18 protein-coding genes and 3 tRNA genes are annotated in these 19,628 nt (G+C 47.9%); 2 read left to right on the top strand and 19 right to left on the bottom strand.

Annotation, left to right across the window (positions count from 1 at the left end; translation table 11 throughout):
• Positions 1–412: 412 nt before the first annotated feature.
• The 19 genes from ACRCZA_RS09035 to orn all read right to left on the bottom strand — a co-directional run bounded on the left by ACRCZA_RS09035 (position 413) and on the right by orn (position 17,127).
• The gene (locus ACRCZA_RS09035) at positions 413–850 is read right to left on the bottom strand and encodes a ClpXP protease specificity-enhancing factor (RefSeq protein WP_438674118.1); all 438 of its coding nucleotides are present in this window, start codon (positions 848–850) and stop codon (positions 413–415) included.
• A complete protein-coding gene (gene sspA / locus ACRCZA_RS09030) occupies positions 850–1,479 on the bottom strand; it encodes a stringent starvation protein SspA (RefSeq protein ID WP_438674117.1) in 630 nt (209 codons plus the stop codon). Before sspA ends, ACRCZA_RS09035 begins: the two co-directional genes overlap by 1 nt.
• Positions 1,480–1,575: 96 nt before the next feature.
• A complete protein-coding gene (locus tag ACRCZA_RS09025) occupies positions 1,576–2,274 on the bottom strand; it encodes a cytochrome c1 (RefSeq protein ID WP_438674116.1) in 699 nt (232 codons plus the stop codon).
• Entirely contained in the window at positions 2,274–3,488 is a 1,215-nt protein-coding gene (locus tag ACRCZA_RS09020; protein ID WP_438674115.1) for a cytochrome b, read from the bottom strand. Before ACRCZA_RS09020 ends, ACRCZA_RS09025 begins: the two co-directional genes overlap by 1 nt.
• Positions 3,488–4,078: a ubiquinol-cytochrome c reductase iron-sulfur subunit gene (petA, locus tag ACRCZA_RS09015; protein ID WP_438674114.1), complete on the bottom strand. Its 591-nt coding sequence runs from the start codon at positions 4,076–4,078 to the stop codon at positions 3,488–3,490. The genes ACRCZA_RS09020 and petA overlap by 1 nt, the downstream gene beginning before the upstream one ends.
• Before the next feature lie 363 nt (positions 4,079–4,441).
• Entirely contained in the window at positions 4,442–5,335 is an 894-nt protein-coding gene (gene hflC / locus ACRCZA_RS09010) for a protease modulator HflC (protein ID WP_438674113.1), read from the bottom strand.
• Positions 5,336–5,338: 3 nt separating this feature from the next.
• Positions 5,339–6,481: an FtsH protease activity modulator HflK gene (gene hflK / locus ACRCZA_RS09005; RefSeq protein ID WP_438674112.1), complete on the bottom strand. Its 1,143-nt coding sequence runs from the start codon at positions 6,479–6,481 to the stop codon at positions 5,339–5,341.
• 36 nt (positions 6,482–6,517) lie between these two features.
• The gene (gene hflX, locus ACRCZA_RS09000; protein WP_438674111.1) at positions 6,518–7,825 is read right to left on the bottom strand and encodes a ribosome rescue GTPase HflX; all 1,308 of its coding nucleotides are present in this window, start codon (positions 7,823–7,825) and stop codon (positions 6,518–6,520) included.
• A 23-nt stretch (positions 7,826–7,848) separates the two neighbouring features.
• The gene (gene hfq / locus ACRCZA_RS08995) at positions 7,849–8,121 is read right to left on the bottom strand and encodes an RNA chaperone Hfq (RefSeq protein ID WP_438674110.1); all 273 of its coding nucleotides are present in this window, start codon (positions 8,119–8,121) and stop codon (positions 7,849–7,851) included.
• Positions 8,122–8,213: 92 nt separating this feature from the next.
• A complete protein-coding gene (miaA, locus tag ACRCZA_RS08990; RefSeq protein WP_438674109.1) occupies positions 8,214–9,140 on the bottom strand; it encodes a tRNA (adenosine(37)-N6)-dimethylallyltransferase MiaA in 927 nt (308 codons plus the stop codon).
• Positions 9,133–11,094, bottom strand: a complete 1,962-nt coding sequence (mutL, locus tag ACRCZA_RS08985) for a DNA mismatch repair endonuclease MutL (protein ID WP_438674108.1) — start codon at positions 11,092–11,094, stop codon at positions 9,133–9,135. The genes miaA and mutL overlap by 8 nt, the downstream gene beginning before the upstream one ends.
• A 13-nt stretch (positions 11,095–11,107) precedes the next feature.
• Entirely contained in the window at positions 11,108–12,589 is a 1,482-nt protein-coding gene (locus ACRCZA_RS08980) for an N-acetylmuramoyl-L-alanine amidase (protein ID WP_438674107.1), read from the bottom strand.
• An 8-nt stretch (positions 12,590–12,597) separates the two neighbouring features.
• Positions 12,598–13,056: a tRNA (adenosine(37)-N6)-threonylcarbamoyltransferase complex ATPase subunit type 1 TsaE gene (gene tsaE / locus ACRCZA_RS08975; protein ID WP_438674106.1), complete on the bottom strand. Its 459-nt coding sequence runs from the start codon at positions 13,054–13,056 to the stop codon at positions 12,598–12,600.
• 160 nt (positions 13,057–13,216) lie between these two features.
• Positions 13,217–14,761 (bottom strand): NAD(P)H-hydrate dehydratase, encoded by a 1,545-nt coding sequence (locus ACRCZA_RS08970; RefSeq protein WP_438674105.1) that lies wholly within the window; start codon positions 14,759–14,761, stop codon positions 13,217–13,219.
• Between the two features lie 273 nt (positions 14,762–15,034).
• A complete protein-coding gene (locus ACRCZA_RS08965) occupies positions 15,035–15,490 on the bottom strand; it encodes a hypothetical protein (protein ID WP_438674104.1) in 456 nt (151 codons plus the stop codon).
• Between the two features lie 662 nt (positions 15,491–16,152).
• Positions 16,153–16,228 (bottom strand) — tRNA-Gly (locus ACRCZA_RS08960).
• Positions 16,229–16,272: 44 nt separating this feature from the next.
• A tRNA-Gly gene (locus ACRCZA_RS08955) sits at positions 16,273–16,348 on the bottom strand.
• Positions 16,349–16,392: 44 nt separating this feature from the next.
• A tRNA-Gly gene (locus tag ACRCZA_RS08950) sits at positions 16,393–16,468 on the bottom strand.
• A 113-nt stretch (positions 16,469–16,581) separates the two neighbouring features.
• Complete coding sequence (gene orn / locus ACRCZA_RS08945; RefSeq protein WP_438674103.1) at positions 16,582–17,127, bottom strand: oligoribonuclease; 546 nt, start codon at positions 17,125–17,127, stop codon at positions 16,582–16,584.
• A 112-nt stretch (positions 17,128–17,239) separates the two neighbouring features.
• Here orn and rsgA point away from each other — a divergent pair, with 112 nt between their 5' ends.
• Together rsgA and asd are read left to right on the top strand one after the other, a co-directional pair.
• Positions 17,240–18,304: a small ribosomal subunit biogenesis GTPase RsgA gene (gene rsgA, locus ACRCZA_RS08940; RefSeq protein WP_438674102.1), complete on the top strand. Its 1,065-nt coding sequence runs from the start codon at positions 17,240–17,242 to the stop codon at positions 18,302–18,304.
• Between the two features lie 122 nt (positions 18,305–18,426).
• Entirely contained in the window at positions 18,427–19,314 is an 888-nt protein-coding gene (asd, locus tag ACRCZA_RS08935) for an archaetidylserine decarboxylase (protein WP_438674101.1), read from the top strand.
• The last annotated feature ends 314 nt before the right edge of the window (positions 19,315–19,628 follow it).

The following is a 19,628-nucleotide window of genomic DNA, read 5'->3' as shown; positions in this document are numbered from 1 at the left end:
GCCAAATTTTGTTGACCACTACACTACGGCTTATCTGCGGGCTTCGTGGTGCGGATTTTGGTGTCGGTTAGGGGCGTGGCTGCGGGTATCAGGTAATCGATACCCGCAATTTTACCGGATTACAATGGATAATGCTGGTAGTTGATAACCTTCAAATCGCCACCATTGCTGGCTTTCTGCTTTAGCATCGGACTAACATGGACTGCACTGGATGCTAATGATAGTTATCGATCATCAGCAGCATAGAACATCCAAGAACGAAATCTAACAAAATCATTGGCGCGCCAATGCTATCACACCATGACAGCCACACCATAGCCACAGCAGCATCGCGACCAGAAAATACTGGGATAAAAAAGCCAGTCACTCGACTGGCTTAATGTTAACGGATGGAAAAGTCAGCGGACCGCTGCTATTTAACGACCGTTAAATGACTGCGCCGCTTAGCTAGCTCATCTTTTGGCGCCACAGGCGGTGAAACGGTATCTACCACCGACAGACCGGGCTCTGGCTCATCTTCAATCAGATAGGCGTCTTCCATATCAAACACGGTACCAGCGCCATTTTCACGGGCATAAATGGCCACAATGGATGCCATTGGCAGCAATACCTGCTGGGGTACGCCACCAAAACGCGCATTGAACTCCACAAACTCATTGCTAATTTGCAAATTGCCCACTGCACCAGCGGCGATATTCAGCACGATCTGGCCATCCTTCACATACTGCTGCGGTACTTGGGTTCCTTTAACAAAGGCGTCCACCACTACGTGAGGAGTTAATTGGTTATCCATCAACCAATCGTAGTAAGCCCTTAGTAAATAAGGACGATTTGGAGTCAACGGCTTCATTACATTCCCATGCGCATTTCACGTTCTGCTTCAGTTAATGAAGCTTTGAACGAGTCACGCTCAAAAATGCGTGTCATATACGCTTTGATATCTTTTGCTACGCGACTATCTAATTCAATGCCCAATACCGGCAAGCGCCACAATAATGGACCAAGATAGCAATCGGCAAGACCAAATTCCTCACTCATGAAGTAAGGCACTTCACCGAACACCGGAGCAATTGCAATCAAGCTTTCGGTCAACTCTTTACGAGCAGCCTCTGCACGATCACCTTTGCGAATGCGATCAACTAGCGAATACCAATCGGTATCGATGCGGTGCATCATCAAACGGCTTTGACCGCGTGAAACCGGATAGACTGGCATTAGCGGTGGATGAGGGAAACGCTCATCCAAATATTCCATGATAATACGTGATTCATATAAAACGAGTTCACGGTCTACCAGCGTTGGCACTGAGTTATAAGGATTTACCTCAAGCAAATCCTCAGGCATGTCATTAGGGTCGACCTGTAAAACATCAACAGTAACCCCTTTTTCAGCTAACACGATACGTACTTGATGGCTATACAGATCATCAGCACCTGAAAACAGTGTCATGATAGAGCGTTTGTTGGCAGCAACAGCCATTGATACCCTCCAGAGTCGAAATAAAACAAAAATAAACGAGGGGCAAAGCCCCCCGTTTACACTATGCGGATACTATATTTTACCCGTTATTGATGCCTAGTGTACATCTTTCCAATACTCTTTCTTCAAGAGATAGGCCACAATAAAGAATATAAACAGGAATCCAAGCACCCAGCCACCGAGCGCTTCACGCTCTAACTTCACCGGCTCAGCCGAATAGACTAAAAAGCCAGTAATATCGCGTACGGCCTGGTCGTATTCCTCAGCATTTAATTTGCCGCCAGTAACCACAATACTGCCATCTTCTTGTTTAACTGGCATGCCTTGAAGCTGTTCAAGCACATGAGGCATACCTACCGATGGGAATACGCTGTTATTGACGCCAAATGGACGACTCGGATCTTTATAAAAACCCTTTAGATAAGAATAGACCCAATCTTCGCCACGCACGCGAGCCACTAAAGTTAAGTCAGGAGGCGTGGCACCAAACCATTTAGCCGCATCCTTTGCGGGGATCGCATTTTGCATCAGTTCACCAATTTTAGCATCGGTAAACATATACTTACTGCGCATCTCATCTGCAGAGATCCCGAGGTCTGCTGCCACACGCTCGTACCGTTGATATTGCGTGCTATGGCAACCTGAGCAGTAATGCTGGAACAAGTCCACACCACGTACTAGGGAGGCTTTATCATGCAAATCAATATTAGCGTCTTCTAGGTGTACTTTATGCCCACTCGCGGCCATGGCCAACGTTGGCAACAAGGTAACTAATGCAATCCATAATTTTTTCATTAGTGTGTCAACCTCGCTGGAACAGGTTTAGTCTTTTCATTCTTGCTGTATAACCAAAGCGCCAAGAAGAAACCAAAATATGTAGTGGTAAAGATCTGCGCGACTATCGTCAGCGTTGGGGTAGCAGGTACCACACCTAAATAACCTAATACGATGAACGAAACCGCAAACTGGGCAATATTTAATTTGTGGATAGTGCTGCGGTAACGAATCGACTTCACCTTACAACGGTCAAGCCAAGGCAACACAAACAACACCGCAATTGACAGCCCCATCATCAGTACACCACCCAATTTATCAGGTACGGCACGTAAAATGGCGTAGAACGGTGTGAAGTACCATACCGGTGCAATATGCTCTGGGGTTTTCATTGAGTTAGCCGCTTCGAAGTTTGGCTTTTCAAGGAAGTAACCGCCGCCCTCAGGCATAAAGAACAACACATAACAGAACACAATCAAGAAGCCAGCAACGCCCATAATATCTTTCACTGTGTAATATGGGTGGAATGGAATGCCATCGACCGGCCAGCCATTCTCGTCTTTGTTTTTCTTGATTTCGATACCGTCAGGGTTGTTTGACCCCACTTCATGCAGCGCAATTAAGTGTAAGAACACCAATACGACTAACACTAGCGGCAGAGCAATCACATGCAGTGCAAAGAAACGGTTGAGCGTCGCGCCAGAGATCACGTAGTCACCACGGATCCACAGGGTTAAATCATCACCAATAACAGGGATAGCACCAAACAGAGAAATAATAACCTGCGCGCCCCAGTATGACATTTGTCCCCATGGCAACAGATAACCCATAAAGGCTTCGGCCATTAACACGAGGAAAATCAACATACCGAATAGCCACAACAGTTCTCTAGGCTTTTGATATGAACCGTAAAGCAGACCACGGAACATATGCAAGTAAATCACCACGAAGAAAGCTGAAGCACCGGTTGAATGCATGTACCGCAATAACCAACCGTATTCAACGTCACGCATGATGTATTCCACGGAGGCAAATGCGCCTTCTGCCGTGGGCACATAGTTCATCGTCAACCAGATACCTGTCAGTAATTGGTTAACCAATACCAACATCGCCAGCGAGCCGAAAAAATACCAAAAGTTAAAGTTAGTTGGCGTAGCATATTGGCCCACATGACGGTTATAGGTCGCCGTCATCGGGATGCGCTCATCAATCCAATTAATTAAATTCTTCATCATTATGCCTCTCCTTTATCTACACCAATGATTACGGTGCCATCATCAACATATTGATGTGGAGGGATAACTAGGTTCAAGGGCGCGGGAACGCCTTGGAATACGCGGCCCGCCATATCGAACTTAGAACCATGGCATGGACAGAAGAAACCAGAAGTCACCCCCTCAACTTGTTCACCAAATGAATCCGGTAAATAAGTCGGTGAGCAACCGAGGTGAGTACAAATACCGACGGCAATAAAATACTCAGGCTTAATTGAACGCAAAGGATTTGTTGCATATTCAGGCTGCTGCATTTCTACAGAAGCGGGATCTCTTAACTTATCATCATGTGTTGGCAGTTCATTGATCACCGCTTCAGTGCGACGGACAACCCAAACAGGCTTTCCACGCCACTCAACCCGGATCAGCTGACCTGGCTCTACTTTACTGATATTAACTTCGACCGGCGCGCCTGCGGCTTTCGCCTTGGCGCTCGGATTCCACGACTTGATGAAAGGAACCGCTACAGCGACGGCACCAGCACCACCAACTACGGCGGTTGCGGCTGTCAGGAATCTGCGACGTCCGGTATCGACTGGCGCATTGCTCATCCACTTATCTCCCAGAGGGTGTTGGAATTTTTGTTTTTCAGAGACTTTCGTCCAAGAATCATCTAGGACAAAAATCGAAGTTTGAAGCGGGGCCCATTATAGCCAAAAATTAGAAGCAGATCATAGTGAAAAGACACAACTAAGTTAAGGAGATTGCATGTTTTTTTACATTAAGATTAAAATCGAATGAAATTTAACCACCTTTAATCATTGTGAACAGAATGTTAATTTTAGCCACACTAATCGTCTGATAATACTGACATTCTTTCATTGCTTAGCTTGCTTACTGTCATCCCCTCTGCGTTTAACCCAAAAAAATAGGCCCTGTAAACAGGGCCTATTTAGAAGGGAGCGACAACCGTTTTACTTTTTCGGTGCAGCGCTCTTCATATATTTGAAGAACTCACTATCAGGCTCTAACACCATAATGTCCGAGTTACCCGAAAAACTCGCGCGGTATGCTTCTAAGCTACGAATAAAACTGAAAAATTCTGGATCTTTGTTATAAGCATCCGAGTAAATTTTTGCAGCTAATGCATCACCTTCACCACGAATGGTTAAAGCTTTACGCTCAGCTTCAGCGATTTTCATCGTCACGTTAGCATCAATCGTCGCCCGAATAATTTCTGACTGCTCTTTACCTTGAGCACGGTGCTCTTTAGCCACCGCTTGACGCTCAGCACGCATACGTTGATAAATACTGTTACTCACGTTTGCGGGCAGATTAATTTGCTTAACTCGGACATCCACAACTTCAATGCCCAAATCTTTTGCACTCTCCGCCGCATTCGCTAACGCATTATTTTGTAGCTCATCGCGTTGACCAGAAACAATCTCTCTAATCGTGCGGCGACCAAACTCCGTGCGCAAATCGTTGTTTATCTTACGTTGTAATAAAGACTCCGCATTCGCTTTAATACCACCGTTTGTGGACAAGTAATATTTTTCAAAATCGAGAATGCGCCATTTAACGTAGGAATCAACCATCAAATCCTTTTTCTCAGACGTGACAAAGCGATCCGCCGCCCCATCTAAGGTCTGAATCCGAGCATCCAGCAGCTTGACCTTATCGATCACAGGCACTTTAAAATGCAATCCGGGACCAAAAACGCGAGTGACAGGGTTACCGTCAACATTATCCTTCACGATTTCACCGAAACGCGCCACAATCGCCCGTTCACCCTCATTGACCACCATGACAGAGGATAAACCTATGCCAAAAATGATAGCGACCAGAATAATACCTAATCTACCCATGAATTAATCCCTCCCTTGGCGAGTACGATCATCGCGGGACGGGCGTCCACTCAAAGGCTCACCAATGCGAGTCGTTGATACAGATGAAGAATTGACGTTTTGCTGAGGTTTAGGCTCAACTTCAGGCGTCACAGGCTTCTCTTTCATTAACTTGTCTAACGGCAAATACATCAGGTTGCCATTGTTTTTGGCATCGATCAGTACTTTGTTGGTATCGGTCATCACCTGCTGCATTGTATCAAGATACAAGCGCTTACGAGTGACTTCAGGCGCCGCTTGGTATTCAGGTAAGAGCAACTCAAAACGAGCGACCTTACCACGGGCTTCTAAAATTTCACGCTCTTTATAAGCATTCGCTTGTTGCGCCATGCGTTCCACTTCACCACGTGCTTTAGGTTCAATTTCACGAGCATAGGCTTCAGCTTCGCGGATAAAGCGTTGCTCATCTTCTTGCGCAGAAATCGCATCATCGAAAGCATCTTTCACTTCTTCTGGCGGACGCGCGGGCAAGAAGTTGACATCCACAATCACTAAGCCCAATTTGTACGGCTCAAGAATGCGTTCTAATTCTTTCCAAGTGTCACGACGAATGGCATCGCGCCCTGTAGTCAGAATGTCATCCATCTTGTTGTGACCAATCACATAACGCAATGCGCTATCGGTGGCCTCACGCAAGCTAGCATTGGCATCTACCGCACTGAAAAGATAGGCATGCGCATCGGAAATACGATATTGCACATCTAACTCAACCTTCACCACGTTTTCATCGGAAGTTAACATACTGCCAGAAGATGGCACAGAGCGAACTGATTGCACATCAACAGGATAAATTTCATCGATAAAGGTTGGTTTCCAGTGCAGACCCGGCCCCACTTCGTCAACGTACTGACCAAATCGCAGCGCCACACCACGCTCTGCCTCTTTAATTGTATAAAAACCCGAAAGTCCCCAAACAGCTAAAGCAATGGCAAGAATGATGATTAAGCTGAACGAACTAAAGCCTTGGCCTGAAGAGCCATTACCTTTGCCGCCAAAGCGCTTTGAAAGATTACGAAAAACCTCATCAAGGTCCGGTGGTCCTTTGTCGTTACCACCTTTATTTCCCCAAGGATCATTACCCTTGTTACCGGGCTCGTTCCAAGCCATTTAACACTCCATAAGTGGATGAAATAAATTAGATTATTAACAAGCAGCCTTTTCTATCGACGCATCGAAGATAAAGGTTTCTAACTCACCCTGACTCTGTTTAGCTAATCGGCGCCAATCGGCGTCCGACAGACGAACAGACAAAATACAGTTCCCCAGATCGTCATACTCTTTCTGCTGTATTGCATCCAGTCGATAAAACTGGCCAAGATAATGTCCAGCAGTTGCCGGAATTCTTAGTGTCAGCTCCCTAATCACCTCACCGATCAATTCAGTGATGGCTTTGAGCAGCAAATCAAACCCTAAACGCTTCTGCGCTGACACCCACACTTTCACGGGTTTACCGACATCGTTATACTCGATCTTCGGTTGCACATCGTCGAGCAAATCAATCTTATTGCACACTATCAATTGCATGACATCATCAGCATCGATATCAGCGAGCACAGATTGGACTTGCTCAAAGTTATCAGCCATGTTTTCATCAGCACAATCAACAACATGCAGTAGCAATTCCGCCTGCCGCGTTTCTTGCAGGGTCGCTTTAAAAGCCGCAACCAGATCATGGGGTAAATGACGGATAAACCCAACGGTATCCGCTAAAATCACCGCGCCATCTGGCAGTGCTAACTTTCTTAATGTGGGATCTAAGGTGGCAAACAACTGATCTGCCGCATAAACATCTGATGAGGTTAAGGCATTAAATAACGTTGATTTACCAGCGTTAGTATAACCCACTAATGAAACTGTAGGCATGTCACTGCGCTTACGGGCACGGCGACTTTGCTCCCGTTGTTTATCAACCCGCTCCAAGCGCTTATTGATATTCTTAATTCGACCTCGAAGCAAACGCCTATCGGTTTCAAGCTGAGTTTCCCCAGGTCCTCGCAAACCAATCCCACCTTTTTGGCGTTCAAGGTGAGTCCAACCACGAATAAGGCGAGTCGACATGTGGCGCAATTGCGCTAGCTCCACTTGCAACTTACCTTCATGGGTGCGCGCTCGTTGAGCGAAAATATCCAGAATAAGCGTAGTACGGTCGAGTACTCGACACTGACAGACTTGTTCAAGATTACGCTCTTGAGCCGGACTCAAGGCATGGTTGAAAATCACGACATTCGCCTCAGTCGCGGCCACCAAAGCGGCCAGCTCCTCGGCTTTACCCGAACCCACGAAAAACTTACGATCTGGCGAGCGTCGACTTCCAGTAATGACTCCAACAGAGCGAGCACCAGCGGATTCCACCAATAACTGGAGCTCGACTAAGTCCTCCCGACGTTCCTCATCCGAAAAGTCGATATGGACAAGAACGGCTGTTTCTCCCGCCTCATAACGATCAAACAAGAAGCAAACTCCTCAAATAGCACTTACTCGCCACTGGGCGCATCATCCTGTGGACCATAACCGCCCTGGGCATTTTGATGGCCAGTCACGTTGAAGGGACGAGCAGGTACAACGGTTGAAATCGCATGTTTGTAAACCATCTGGCTCACAGTGTTTTTCAACAGGATCACAAATTGATCAAAAGATTCAACCTGCCCTTGCAGTTTAATGCCGTTGACTAGGTAGATGGATACAGGAACGCGCTCGCGGCGTAGTGCGTTCAAAAATGGGTCTTGTAACGATTGCCCCTTAGCCATGTTATTATTTCCTTTTTAATTTATATAAAAATAAACTGATATAAGTGAAGTTTTTTGTTTAGTTTTAGTATTATACAGCAAGGGCTAATAAGCTAGCGGCATTGACGCATAAGTGTAACTAAATTTCCCTCAGCACCACTTTCAAGCCAATTTAACTCTGGCCAACTGCGTAACCATGTTAATTGACGCTTAGCTAATTGCCTAGTAGCTGCTACCGCTTTTTCAACCATAGTATCATAGTCAAACTCACCATCGAGATATTGCCAGCATTGTCGATAACCGACACAGCGCATTGAAGGTAAGTCTAAATGCAAGTCTCCCCTCGCTTTTAACTGGCGAACTTCATCGATAAATCCCTGCTGCAGCATCAGCTCAAACCGTTGTGCGATTAAGTTATGCAACACACTTCGTTCACGCGGGGCAATGGCAAACTGCACCACGTTATAGGGTAAAGGGGCCGACTTAGTTTGCGTCAGCTCAGTCAAACTCTTGCCACTTATTCTATAGACTTCCAACGCTCTTGAAAGCCTTTGTGGATCATTAGGATGAATTCTTATTGCCGACACGGGATCGATCTCCCGCAATTGCTCGTGCAATGTTTCCCAGCCATAAGCCTCGGCCTCGGCTTGGATTTGCGAGCGTATCGCCTCATCTGCCGCGGGTAGTGGCGATAACCCCTCTAGCAATGCTTTAAAATACATCATAGTGCCACCGACGAGCAGTGGCGTTTTACCCATGCTGATGATCTGCTCGATATCAGCCAGCGCGTCTTTCCTAAAATCGGCGGCAGAATAACTCTCACTGGGATCGCGAATGTCGAGTAATCGATGCGGCCCACGAGCTAACTCGGCGGCGGAGGGTTTAGCGCTGCCAATATCCATACCGCGATAAATCAATGCCGAATCGACGGAAATGATTTCGCACTGGTGTTTTTCGGCTAATTCGATGGCTAACGCCGTTTTTCCGGAAGCCGTCGGCCCCATCAGAAATAGCACTTTTGGCAATTGTTCTTTATTCACTTGCTTGCTCTTCTAGCCACGATTGCCAAGGTAACAATAGCGCCTGCTTGGCAATGTGCTCTCGCTGCTCTTGGGTTAATTGGGAAAATGCAGACCACACCGTTGGTGCCGACATAAAACCCGATAAACTGTGTTTTGCTAGCCACATCGCCAAGGCGTTGGGCGCAGGGGGGGCAAAACGCAGCGACTGCAGCCACTCAGGGATCACTGTGGCTAACTGGCACTGCCTCAGATATGGGGGCACTTTTTTGATTATCAACTGCTGATAGCGAATTGTTAGCTCTAAACCAATTTGCCGCAATAAGGTCGCGTGTTCATCAAGCAATAATTGCCAATCCGGATCGGCTGCAACCGACACTGGCATCAGTAAGGGCTGGCTAATCAATCCCGTCTCGATTTTAGCGGTTATTTCGGCCAGCCTGGTTGCTAAGGCCACGGTTTTTATCGGCAATAATTTTAATTTGTCTCCTTCAACCATCACCCAATATTGCTCATCTAACACCAGAGGCATGGCCGGCTCAAGCGATGCTTGTGGTTGCTCATCAACGCGATAGCTAGGCGTTTGCATTAACGCAGCATAACTGGCTATGGCGGTTTTGCTCGGCAGCGTAGTCGATTGGCGCGTAACGCTATCATGCTGTTGAGTCGCTCTGGGTGCCTGCATGCGGCCAAACTGATTCGATTGGATGGCTTGATGACGTGATGGAGAAGTGTGTATTGCGGGTGAAAACGCTACCGAACGAGACATATCGGTGTCACGCCCTTGAATATCTTCAAAGCCTGATCCAGATTGGTCGCTAACAGCGCCAGCATCCGCAGCGGCGGCATTATTGAGATCATGCGCTATCGTTGCCAAACTGGCTCGATTCAATGTCGCTTGCGCATCATCCTGCGTGTCCGCATCCATCAGCTCAGCCGCAGGATGCAACATCCCGCGAGATCCCAGCGTGCCATAGTGTGAATTGGCTTCTTCGAGGGCCGATTGCAACGCTTGCAAAATATAATCATGCACATAGCGGCTTTGATGAAAGCGCACCTCATGTTTGGCTGGATGGACGTTAACATCCACCTGATGAGGATCGATATCCAGCATCAACACATAGCCCGGCTGCTCAATTTCGGCTTTTTGTGCAAACGCTTGGCGCACGGCATGATTGACGAGGCGATCACGAATTAGCCGGCCGTTGACATAAAAATAATGGGTATCGGTGAGCGCTGCCGACCAGGGCGATTGCAAATAGCCCCTTAACCGTAAATCATCATGCTCACATTCAATCTTCAGCGCCTGCTCAGCAAACGTCCTCCCGGCAACCTGAGTAAGACGCTGTAAATACTGGGCCTCATTCATCGCAGGCCGATAATTACGCACGGTTTTACCGTTATGAGTTAGCGTGAAATGAATATCGCCCCTCACCAAGGCAATACGTTTTAGCCATTCATCAATATGGGTAAATTCAGTTTTATCACTCTTTAAAAAGCGACGGCGAGCGGGCGTATTAAAAAATAAATCGACCACCTCGATCGTTGAGCCCACAGGATGGGCCGCGGGGATCACCTTAACGGCCATGTCGGCGCCCTCAGCGTAGGCCTGCCACGCCTCGGTTTGAGCCACAGTACGCGAGGTTAAGGTGAGCCGTGAAACTGAGCTGATACTGGCAAGGGCCTCACCGCGAAATCCAAAACTTAAAATCGCCTCAAGATCATCTAACGTGTGCAACTTGGAAGTGGCATGGCGTGACAACGCCAGCGCCAACTCATCCTTAGGGATCCCCGAACCATTGTCACGGATTTTAATGAGCTTGCTGCCGCCCCTGTCGATCTCAATATCCACCCGCGTGGCGCCCGCATCGAGGCTGTTTTCAACCAACTCTTTGACCACCGAAGCGGGTCGCTCGACCACTTCACCCGCAGCTATCTGGTTTGCCAATTGTGGAGGTAAAATCTGAATACCCATCGATTTTTCCATGTTAACTTTCTGGGATCAAAAGAGTTTGCCCTAACTGCACCACATCGCTTGTCATATTATTTACGCGTTTAATGCTCGCCATAGGGACTCGATATTGCCGAGCAATGCCAGATAACGATTCGCCGCGACTCACTTTATGCTTTACCTTTGTCGACGATTTCGCCGTCACGGCAGGGCTTTTAACCGTCGATTTGCCACTGGATTTTGCGGAGGTTGTGGCATTCGATGTGGCACTGGATTTTGCCGAAGATGTGGCACTGGCGCTCGCACCAGATTGCAGCCCATTTTGTTTCGCGATCAGCGTATCGGCTGGCGGGTTACGATGAAAATAACGACTCACACCTTTATAGATGGCTGCCGCAATATTTTCCTGGTGACTGCTACTGGCCAGCAAGCGCTCTTCCTTCGGGTTAGAGATAAACCCGGTTTCAACCAAAATCGAGGGAATATCGGGCGATTTTAGCACGGCAAAACTCGCCGACTCCGGCCGATTTTTATGCAATTGTGTTGTTGCGCCTAAATCCTTCAAGATATCGGTGGCCACAGAATGGCCAATGGCCATCGAGCTGTTCATCGACATATCGAGTAATGTCATTGCAAGATACTGTTCATTATCAGTATTTTGGATAATCTCCCCGGCACCGCCGAGTAATTCTGAGTGTTTTTCTTTTTGCTCTAACCAACGACCAATCTCACTATTGGCACGGCGCATCGACAACACCCACACCGAAGCCCCGCGGGGGGTTGGCGAGGTAAACGCATCGGCGTGAATTGAAATCAACAAATCAGCTTTGCTGTTACGCGCCAGTTCTGAGCGCTTGTTTAAATTGACAAAATAATCACCGCTACGGATCATCACCGCCCGCATCCCTGGTGTGGCATTGATTTTATTGGCCAAGCGCCGAGAAATTTCGAGCACCACTTTCTTTTCATAGAGTCCTGAGGGGCCTATCGAACCGGGGTCATCACCGCCGTGTCCAGCATCAATCGCCACCACAATATCTCGGGATGACTGAGCCGTTTTGGTCACGGATTTTACCGGTTCGGCATTGACAACAGCAGCGGTATCACTTTCTCTTTTATCTTCTAAATCAACCACTAAACGGTTGCCGTAAGGTGCCGTCTTCGGCAAAGAAAACAGGTTCGCCGTTAACGGTTTGGCCAGATCGATCACTAAACGCAAATCCCCCTTGGTAGGGGATTTACTGATCCGCACATTTTTAACTAATTTACTGTTATTTTGCAGATTTTTAAGAGAAATCTTGGTCGATGCCTTTTTAAGATCGACCACTAAGCGGCTAGGCCCCTCAATGGCAAAATAACTGTAGTTAGGCGCCTCAGTTAAATCGAATACGATACGGGTCGATTCAGGGGCAGCCCAAATACGCACCCCTTCTAACTGGTTGGCACCATAGACAAAGCCCGTAAAAATGAGGCATGAAAATAAAGCGAATATTTGAAAATAATGTGTATTTATAATCATTGTTATCGTTATTTTATCGCGGTCAATAAGCGGTTGCCGGCGGCAGAGAGGGCGTGTAAATGGATTTCACGTCCGCTGCCTTGATAGCTCAAATGGATATGGACATCCGCGGCTGGCAGCAGGCCCTGCCCCTTATCGGGCCATTCGACGATACACAGGCTGGTGTCTGAAAAATAATCACGTATCCCCATAAACTCTAATTCTTCTGGATCATTTAAACGATAGAGATCAAAGTGATAAACTTCGACACCCTTTAGCTCATAAGGTTCAACTAGCGTATAGGTTGGACTTTTTACTGCGCCTTGATGGCCTAATGCTTGAATTAAACCACGACTCAAGGTGGTTTTACCGGCCCCTAAATCCCCCGTTAAATACAGCGTGAAAGGCGCTTGAATATGGCGGGCCAGGGTTTGCCCTACCGCAACGGTGTCGTCTTCATTTTCCAACAAAAAAGTTAACTCTGTCATGTCCACTTATTTCACTGCTGTTATTGATGGAGAGATCACTCAAACAGGAAGCACTAAGATGCGATACTTAAGCACTAAGGCACGATACTTAAGCGCCATACGTTAAAATCGCACACTTAGTCCTAAGCCTGAGTGCTCGGTTTGAGCTCTGTCATTACGCCTAGAGTAAATCACTATTCACTAATTGACGAATAAACGGCATTAAATCACTGGCAAGCATACCACGCTCCCCTTGGCGCGCCGCCAAATCCGCTGCGCAGCCATGGACCACCACGGCCACTATCGTGGCTTGCATATTATCCATGCCTTGTGCCATAAGCGCGCCTATAATACCAGATAAAACATCGCCACACCCACCACTTGCAAGCCCGGGATTACCAACTGGTGCAACAATCATGCGCTGACCATCATAGATCACAGTACCAGCGCCTTTGAGTAACACCACGCCACCGTATTTTTGCTGCATGCTACGTACCGCCGCAAATCGGTCACGCTCAATGTCCGCCACTGAACAATCAAGCAAACGTGCAGCCTCTCCCGGATGTGGCGTCAATACCCAATTGGGTTGCTTGCGGGGTTCTTGGCTAAGCAAGTTCAAGGCATCGGCATCGAGCACGCAAGGTTTATCGCTCAGGCCTGCCGCCTTAAACAAGTTATATCCCCAATCCTGCCTGCCTAATCCGGGACCAAGGACAATAACCTGCGCCCAACCTAGGCGTAAATACACTTCCATGTCGACGAGATCACAGCCCCAAAACATCAATTCTGGCCGGGAAACATTCACCGTTAACTGATGCTCAGGACGACTAATCACTGTCACTAAGCCTGCGCCAGCTCTGAGGCAAGCCTCACTCGCCAAACGAATCGCGCCCGCTAATCCATAATCGCCACCGATCACTGTCACTTTACCCGATTGCCCCTTATGGCTATCGCGTGCCCGAGCGGCAAAATAACTCTGAAGAATTTCACCGCCCACCCGTTGCACTGAGCTAGGAGAAAAATAACGGCTCAATCCTAGATCGGCAAATTCAAGCAAACCACAATGATGGCGTGCTTTACTCGTCAGCAGCCCTTGTTTTACCCCGGCAAAACATAAAGTGACATCGGCCATTATCGCTGGCACGGGCGCGAGAGGCTCCGCCCCGACCACCGCCCCGGTGTCGGCAATGATGCCCGATGGCACATCAAGACTCAGCACCCACGCCGCGCTCTGATTAACGCCGTCAATGATGGCGGCCGTGCTCTGGCGTACTTTGCCAGTCAGCCCCGTGCCAAGCAACCCATCAACAATCACCTCTGCGGATAAAATCAACTCAATATCAATATCTTGAACAACACCCCCTGCCGCGCGATAAGCGCATAAGGCTTGCTCAAACTCCGCAGAACCTGTGGTACTTTGCAACCCTGCGGTAACGGCCATTCCCGCCTCAAGCATCAGGCGCGCGCACACTAAGGCATCCGCCCCATTATTGCCACTCCCCGCCAGCACCAGCATCCTTGTAGAGTTAGGCGCCGTGGCCACATTGTTCTGGCTTCCTTGACGCCGCGCCAGATGACGCGTTAAACACTCAAATGCAGCAGTTCCCGCACGCTCTACCAAACCATAAAGTGTTGACTCACCTTGGCTGACAGCGAGCAATTCAGCCTGCTTAACCTGCTCTTGGGTATAAAGCGCCGTGGGTAGTTGTGATAAATCTTGTGCCATAAAGAAGCTCCTGCGCTATTGAAAGATCGATTTAAAAAGTCACCCTGCCTCGGTTGACTGCGCACATTGGCAGCCACACTCCAAGGCTAATCGCCCCAAAGCTCCCCTACAGGGCCCCCACATCGACCGCCGTCAACCATAACAAAAAGTATCAAGTCACATCATGACGTAAATCAGAACAGCGGCGAAATCCCCTAATACTCTGCCGCCGTGGGCAATTTAAAACAACAAAGCCAGCAAGATGCTGGCTTTGTTCGGCAACACATTCGAATATTAAATATCGTCCATTCGGATGGTGCTGTGCACTAAACGCTGCTGCTGGATCTTCTCCACCCGAATTAAATCCTCAAGTGCACTGCGCGCATCCGCTGCGGTGGTCGAATCCACCGTCTTTTCTAATAAACCAATCAGGCGATTTTCTAAATCGAGATGCAAACTGAGCACATCTTCTTCTGTCATGTTCGCTGGCAACATCACCTCTTGGCAGCGTTTGGTAAAATCTTCAAAAACAAAATCTTTATACCAGGTATCGAGAATGCGCTGTGGGGCGTCATCGATATAATCGCGTAATTTTTCAGCCACATGCTTTTGATGAGACTCAAAGTACTCCAACATCATTTTTACGCGGGTAGAATCGGCTTGATTGAACAACCTGCCGTAGAGCTGCGCCATATCTAAGCGGCAAATTGCCACATACTCAAATAAATCCCGTAATTGTTGAATACGCATGTTTTGCACTCCACTGTCAGGCCAACAACTTGGCGCTATATGATTTATCCTAAATTCATTATGTAAGTAAAAGCATTACGAATAGTTGAGCAAGGTCAAAGTTTAACTTTTACAAAGTCATCTAATTTAGTAAAACTTAAAAAAATACACCATAGGTCACGCCAAAAATCCTCTCATACTGTTTTACCTAATGGATATGTATCAGCCTGCCCCACCCCATCTTCCAGCGAGGTAAGCCACAAATGCACTATCTCAATCAGCCCCCTACACGCATCACTACCTTAATAGGGAATGCATTGAGAAAAATCAAGCCTACATTCACTTAATATATTGATTTTAAACAAAATAATTTCCGCGCTCGAATAAAAATCGCGCAATGGACGCTATGAGTAGGATAAGGGATAAGTGATAGGGCAAAAGAAAAAAGAGACGCGGCGCGAGCACGCCAATCCCCCATAACCAGGTGATCACTGGCGCAGTCATCAATTGGGAGGCACACAGAGAGACAGGTAACGACAAGGCCACAGCCCTCACGTCAAAGCACCAAAGATACGATAACGAAAGCGACTTAACAGATTGAGTTATTTATATAAAATGACACTGATGTGAAAAGACTGATATGGAAAACCAAGGTTGACACACAGAGGAGGCTAAGCAGCAATTGGAGCGACATATCGGGTTCGAACCGATGACCTATACCTTGGCAAGGTATCGCTCTACCAACTGAGCTAATGTCGCATAATCTTGCATTTAATGACTTGGTATATCACTAAATTGATATTTGGAGCGACATATCGGGTTCGAACCGATGACCTATACCTTGGCAAGGTATCGCTCTACCAACTGAGCTAATGTCGCATAATCTTGCATTTAATGACTTGGTGTATCACTAAATTGATATTTGGAGCGACATATCGGGTTCGAACCGATGACCTATACCTTGGCAAGGTATCGCTCTACCAACTGAGCTAATGTCGCCTTCAAACTTTCTTGACCGCACGCTTGCGTGTTCGCATCAAAAAGTTGAGGCCGCATTATATGAAAAATTCATGCGGCTGCAACCCCTTCTTGCAGATTTATCTGCTGATTGGTCAAATTTTAAATACTTTACTGCGATAATACTGCAATTCGGCGATCGATTCTTGGATATCCTGCAGGGCCTGATGGGTATTTTGCTTCTTAAAACCGGCCATGGTTTCAGGGCTCCAACGTTTCACCAGCTCCTTAACGGTACTCACGTCAAGATTACGGTAATGGAAGTAATCCTCAAGTTCGCGCATGTAGCGATTTAAAAAGCGCCGATCTTGGCCAATACTGTTACCGCACATAGGTGAAGCCCCTTTGGGCACGTATTGGGCTAAAAACTCAATCGTCTTCGCAATCGCCTTAGCTTCGTCATCTTGGCTAGCGCGAACGCGTTCAATCAAGCCGGACTCACCGTGGTGTTTTTGATTCCAATCATCCATGGCAGCCAACACCTCGTCGGACTGATGGATAGCAATAACCGGGCCTTGGCCGATGATATTGAGCTCTTGGTCTGTTACTAATGTGGCTATTTCAAGGATCCTATCCACCTCGGGCTCAAGCCCGGTCATTTCAAGATCAATCCAAATGAGATTATTTGCATCCGCCGCCATAAATCTGCCTTATTGTGTCGGTTAGCCTAAATTCAGGCATTTTTATTCAAGAGCGTGTATCATACTGCTTTTTTCGAACACAAAAAATCACCTAATTGACGAAGACAAATCCGTGAGTAAAAAGAAACCCCTAAGCCAAGGCCAATTACGCCGTATGCGCGCCAATCACGAGAAACGCCTCAATCGTGACACTGACGCTAAACAGACGCCGGAATTACAAGATAGCTCACTCGGCCCAGAGCAGAGTGGTACTGTGATCTCCCGCTTTGGTCAGCATGCCGATATCGAAACCGCAGACGGCCAAGTGGTGCGGTGCAATATTCGCAGAACGATCAAAAGTTTAGTCACGGGCGATAGGGTCATCGTGCGCTTAGCCATAGAAAGCCAAGCCAACAGCGGGATAGCAGGGATCGTAGAGGCCGTGCATCCAAGGCGTTCGTCACTTACCCGCCCCGATTTATACGATGGCGTGAAAATTATCGCCTCCAATATTGATCAAATCCTGATTGTCTCCTCGGTGCTCCCAAGTTTTACCACCCAAATCATCGATCGTTACCTCGTCGCCGCCGAAGACACCGACATTCCGCCGATTATTATTTTGAATAAAATCGATCTATTAACGCCCGAGGAAGCCCCGGCTATTGAAGAAGCCTTGCAACGTTATCAAGCGATTGGCTACCCGGTATATAAAGTCAGCAGTATATTAGGCGAAGGCCTCGATACCATCAAAGCCTTACTAAAAGACAAAGTGAGCGTGTTTGCCGGCCAGTCAGGAGTGGGTAAATCTTCTCTGATCAATGCCTTGCTGCCCGAAGCTGAACTGTTGGTCGGCGATGTGTCCGATAACTCAGGCCTTGGCCAACACACCACCACCACCGCCAAGTTGCTGCATCTTCCCAGTGGTGGCGATTTAATTGACTCCCCTGGAGTGCGTGAATTTGCCCTATGGCATTTACCTGCCCAGCGAGTGGGTTGGTGTTTTGTTGAGTTTCGCGACTTTTTAGGGGGCTGTAAATTCCGCGATTGCAAACACGGCGACGATCCAGGCTGCGCCCTACAAGCCGCCGTCAACGCCGGAAAAATCAGTGAAGATCGCTTCAATAATTACCACCGGATTATTGCGAGCCTTGATGAGCAGCGCCATGCGCGCCACTTTCGCGCCGCAACGGACGAATAACCTTGCCAATCAACTGATGGTTCGACAAGTCAATCCGAATAGCAACTGTCTCATAAATAACAACAGTCTCATAAATAACAACAGTCTCAGCAAAGATTGAGCAGCAAGAGAAGGAAGTAAAATTGGATAAAGTCAAAATTGCCCTGCAGTATATGCTGCCAAAGCATTGGTTATCACGCTTAGTCGGGAAATTTGCCGCCGCCGAAGCCGGCGCGCTGACCACCGCCGCAATCAAGTGGTTTATCAAACAATATCATATTGATATGAGCGAGGCGGCCGAAAGCAAGCCCGAAGCCTATCGCAGCTTTAATGCGTTTTTTACCCGCGCCCTCAAACCCGGCATTCGGCCAGTTAACCCCGCCGCCAACATAATGGTGCATCCGGTTGACGGCGCAGTCAGTCAACTCGGGCCGATAAAAGCTGGACGTATTTTCCAAGCCAAAGGCCATGACTACTCAGCACTCACCCTGCTTGGTGATCAAGCCGACGATGCAAACCGCTTTGAAGGCGGTGATTTTGCGACCATTTATTTAGCACCTAAAGACTACCACCGTATCCACATGCCGATTAAAGGCACCTTATCTAAAATGACCTATGTGCCCGGTGAATTATTTTCGGTCAATCCATTAACGGCACGCCATGTACCCGGCCTCTTCGCCCGCAATGAGCGCGTCGTCGCAATTTTTGAAACCGAGCACGGTCCATTAGCCATGGTACTCGTCGGTGCCACCATTGTTGCCAGCATCGAAACCGTCTGGGCAGGCACTATTACACCGCCCACCGGTAAGCAAGTATTCACATGGGAATACCCAACAACGGGCCCCGATGCTATCACGCTAGAGAAAGGTGCCGAGATGGGCCGCTTTAAACTCGGCAGCACTGTGGTGATGCTATTTGCAAAAGATGCGATTGCCACCTTTGCTGAGGGGGTCGAGCCTATGGCAGTCACCCGCATGGGCCAGCCCTTTGCGACGCTTAACGCGCTTAACAACAGCAACGCTGCCGATTAACGCTAGCCTGCGTAGCCAGAGCCTGAGCACCTCAGGCTCTGAACTATAAGGCTCTGGCGGTGCCGGCTCAGGGCTATTCCGCTCTGGTGCCATAACCCATTAATCGACTTAACAAAACCAGATAAGAACAAAAGTTAAACAACCCCAGCGCGGAACACACCGACACAGTGCTCACATCCTGAGCCTACCTCAGCCTCACGCCAAAAAAAATGCCCGTGCACATACCAATTATCGCCTAAGTTGGCTAATATGAGTGCGTCATTTTCCCCGAGTTATTGTTAGTCAATATGCCACGTATTTTATTGTTCATCCTT

It is taken from the genome of Shewanella sp. (genome assembly GCF_051658185.1).
Lineage (GTDB): Bacteria > Pseudomonadota > Gammaproteobacteria > Enterobacterales > Shewanellaceae > Shewanella.
The sequence above is the reverse complement of the archived record's forward strand: the minus strand, read 5'-3'. Positions and strand labels throughout refer to the sequence as shown.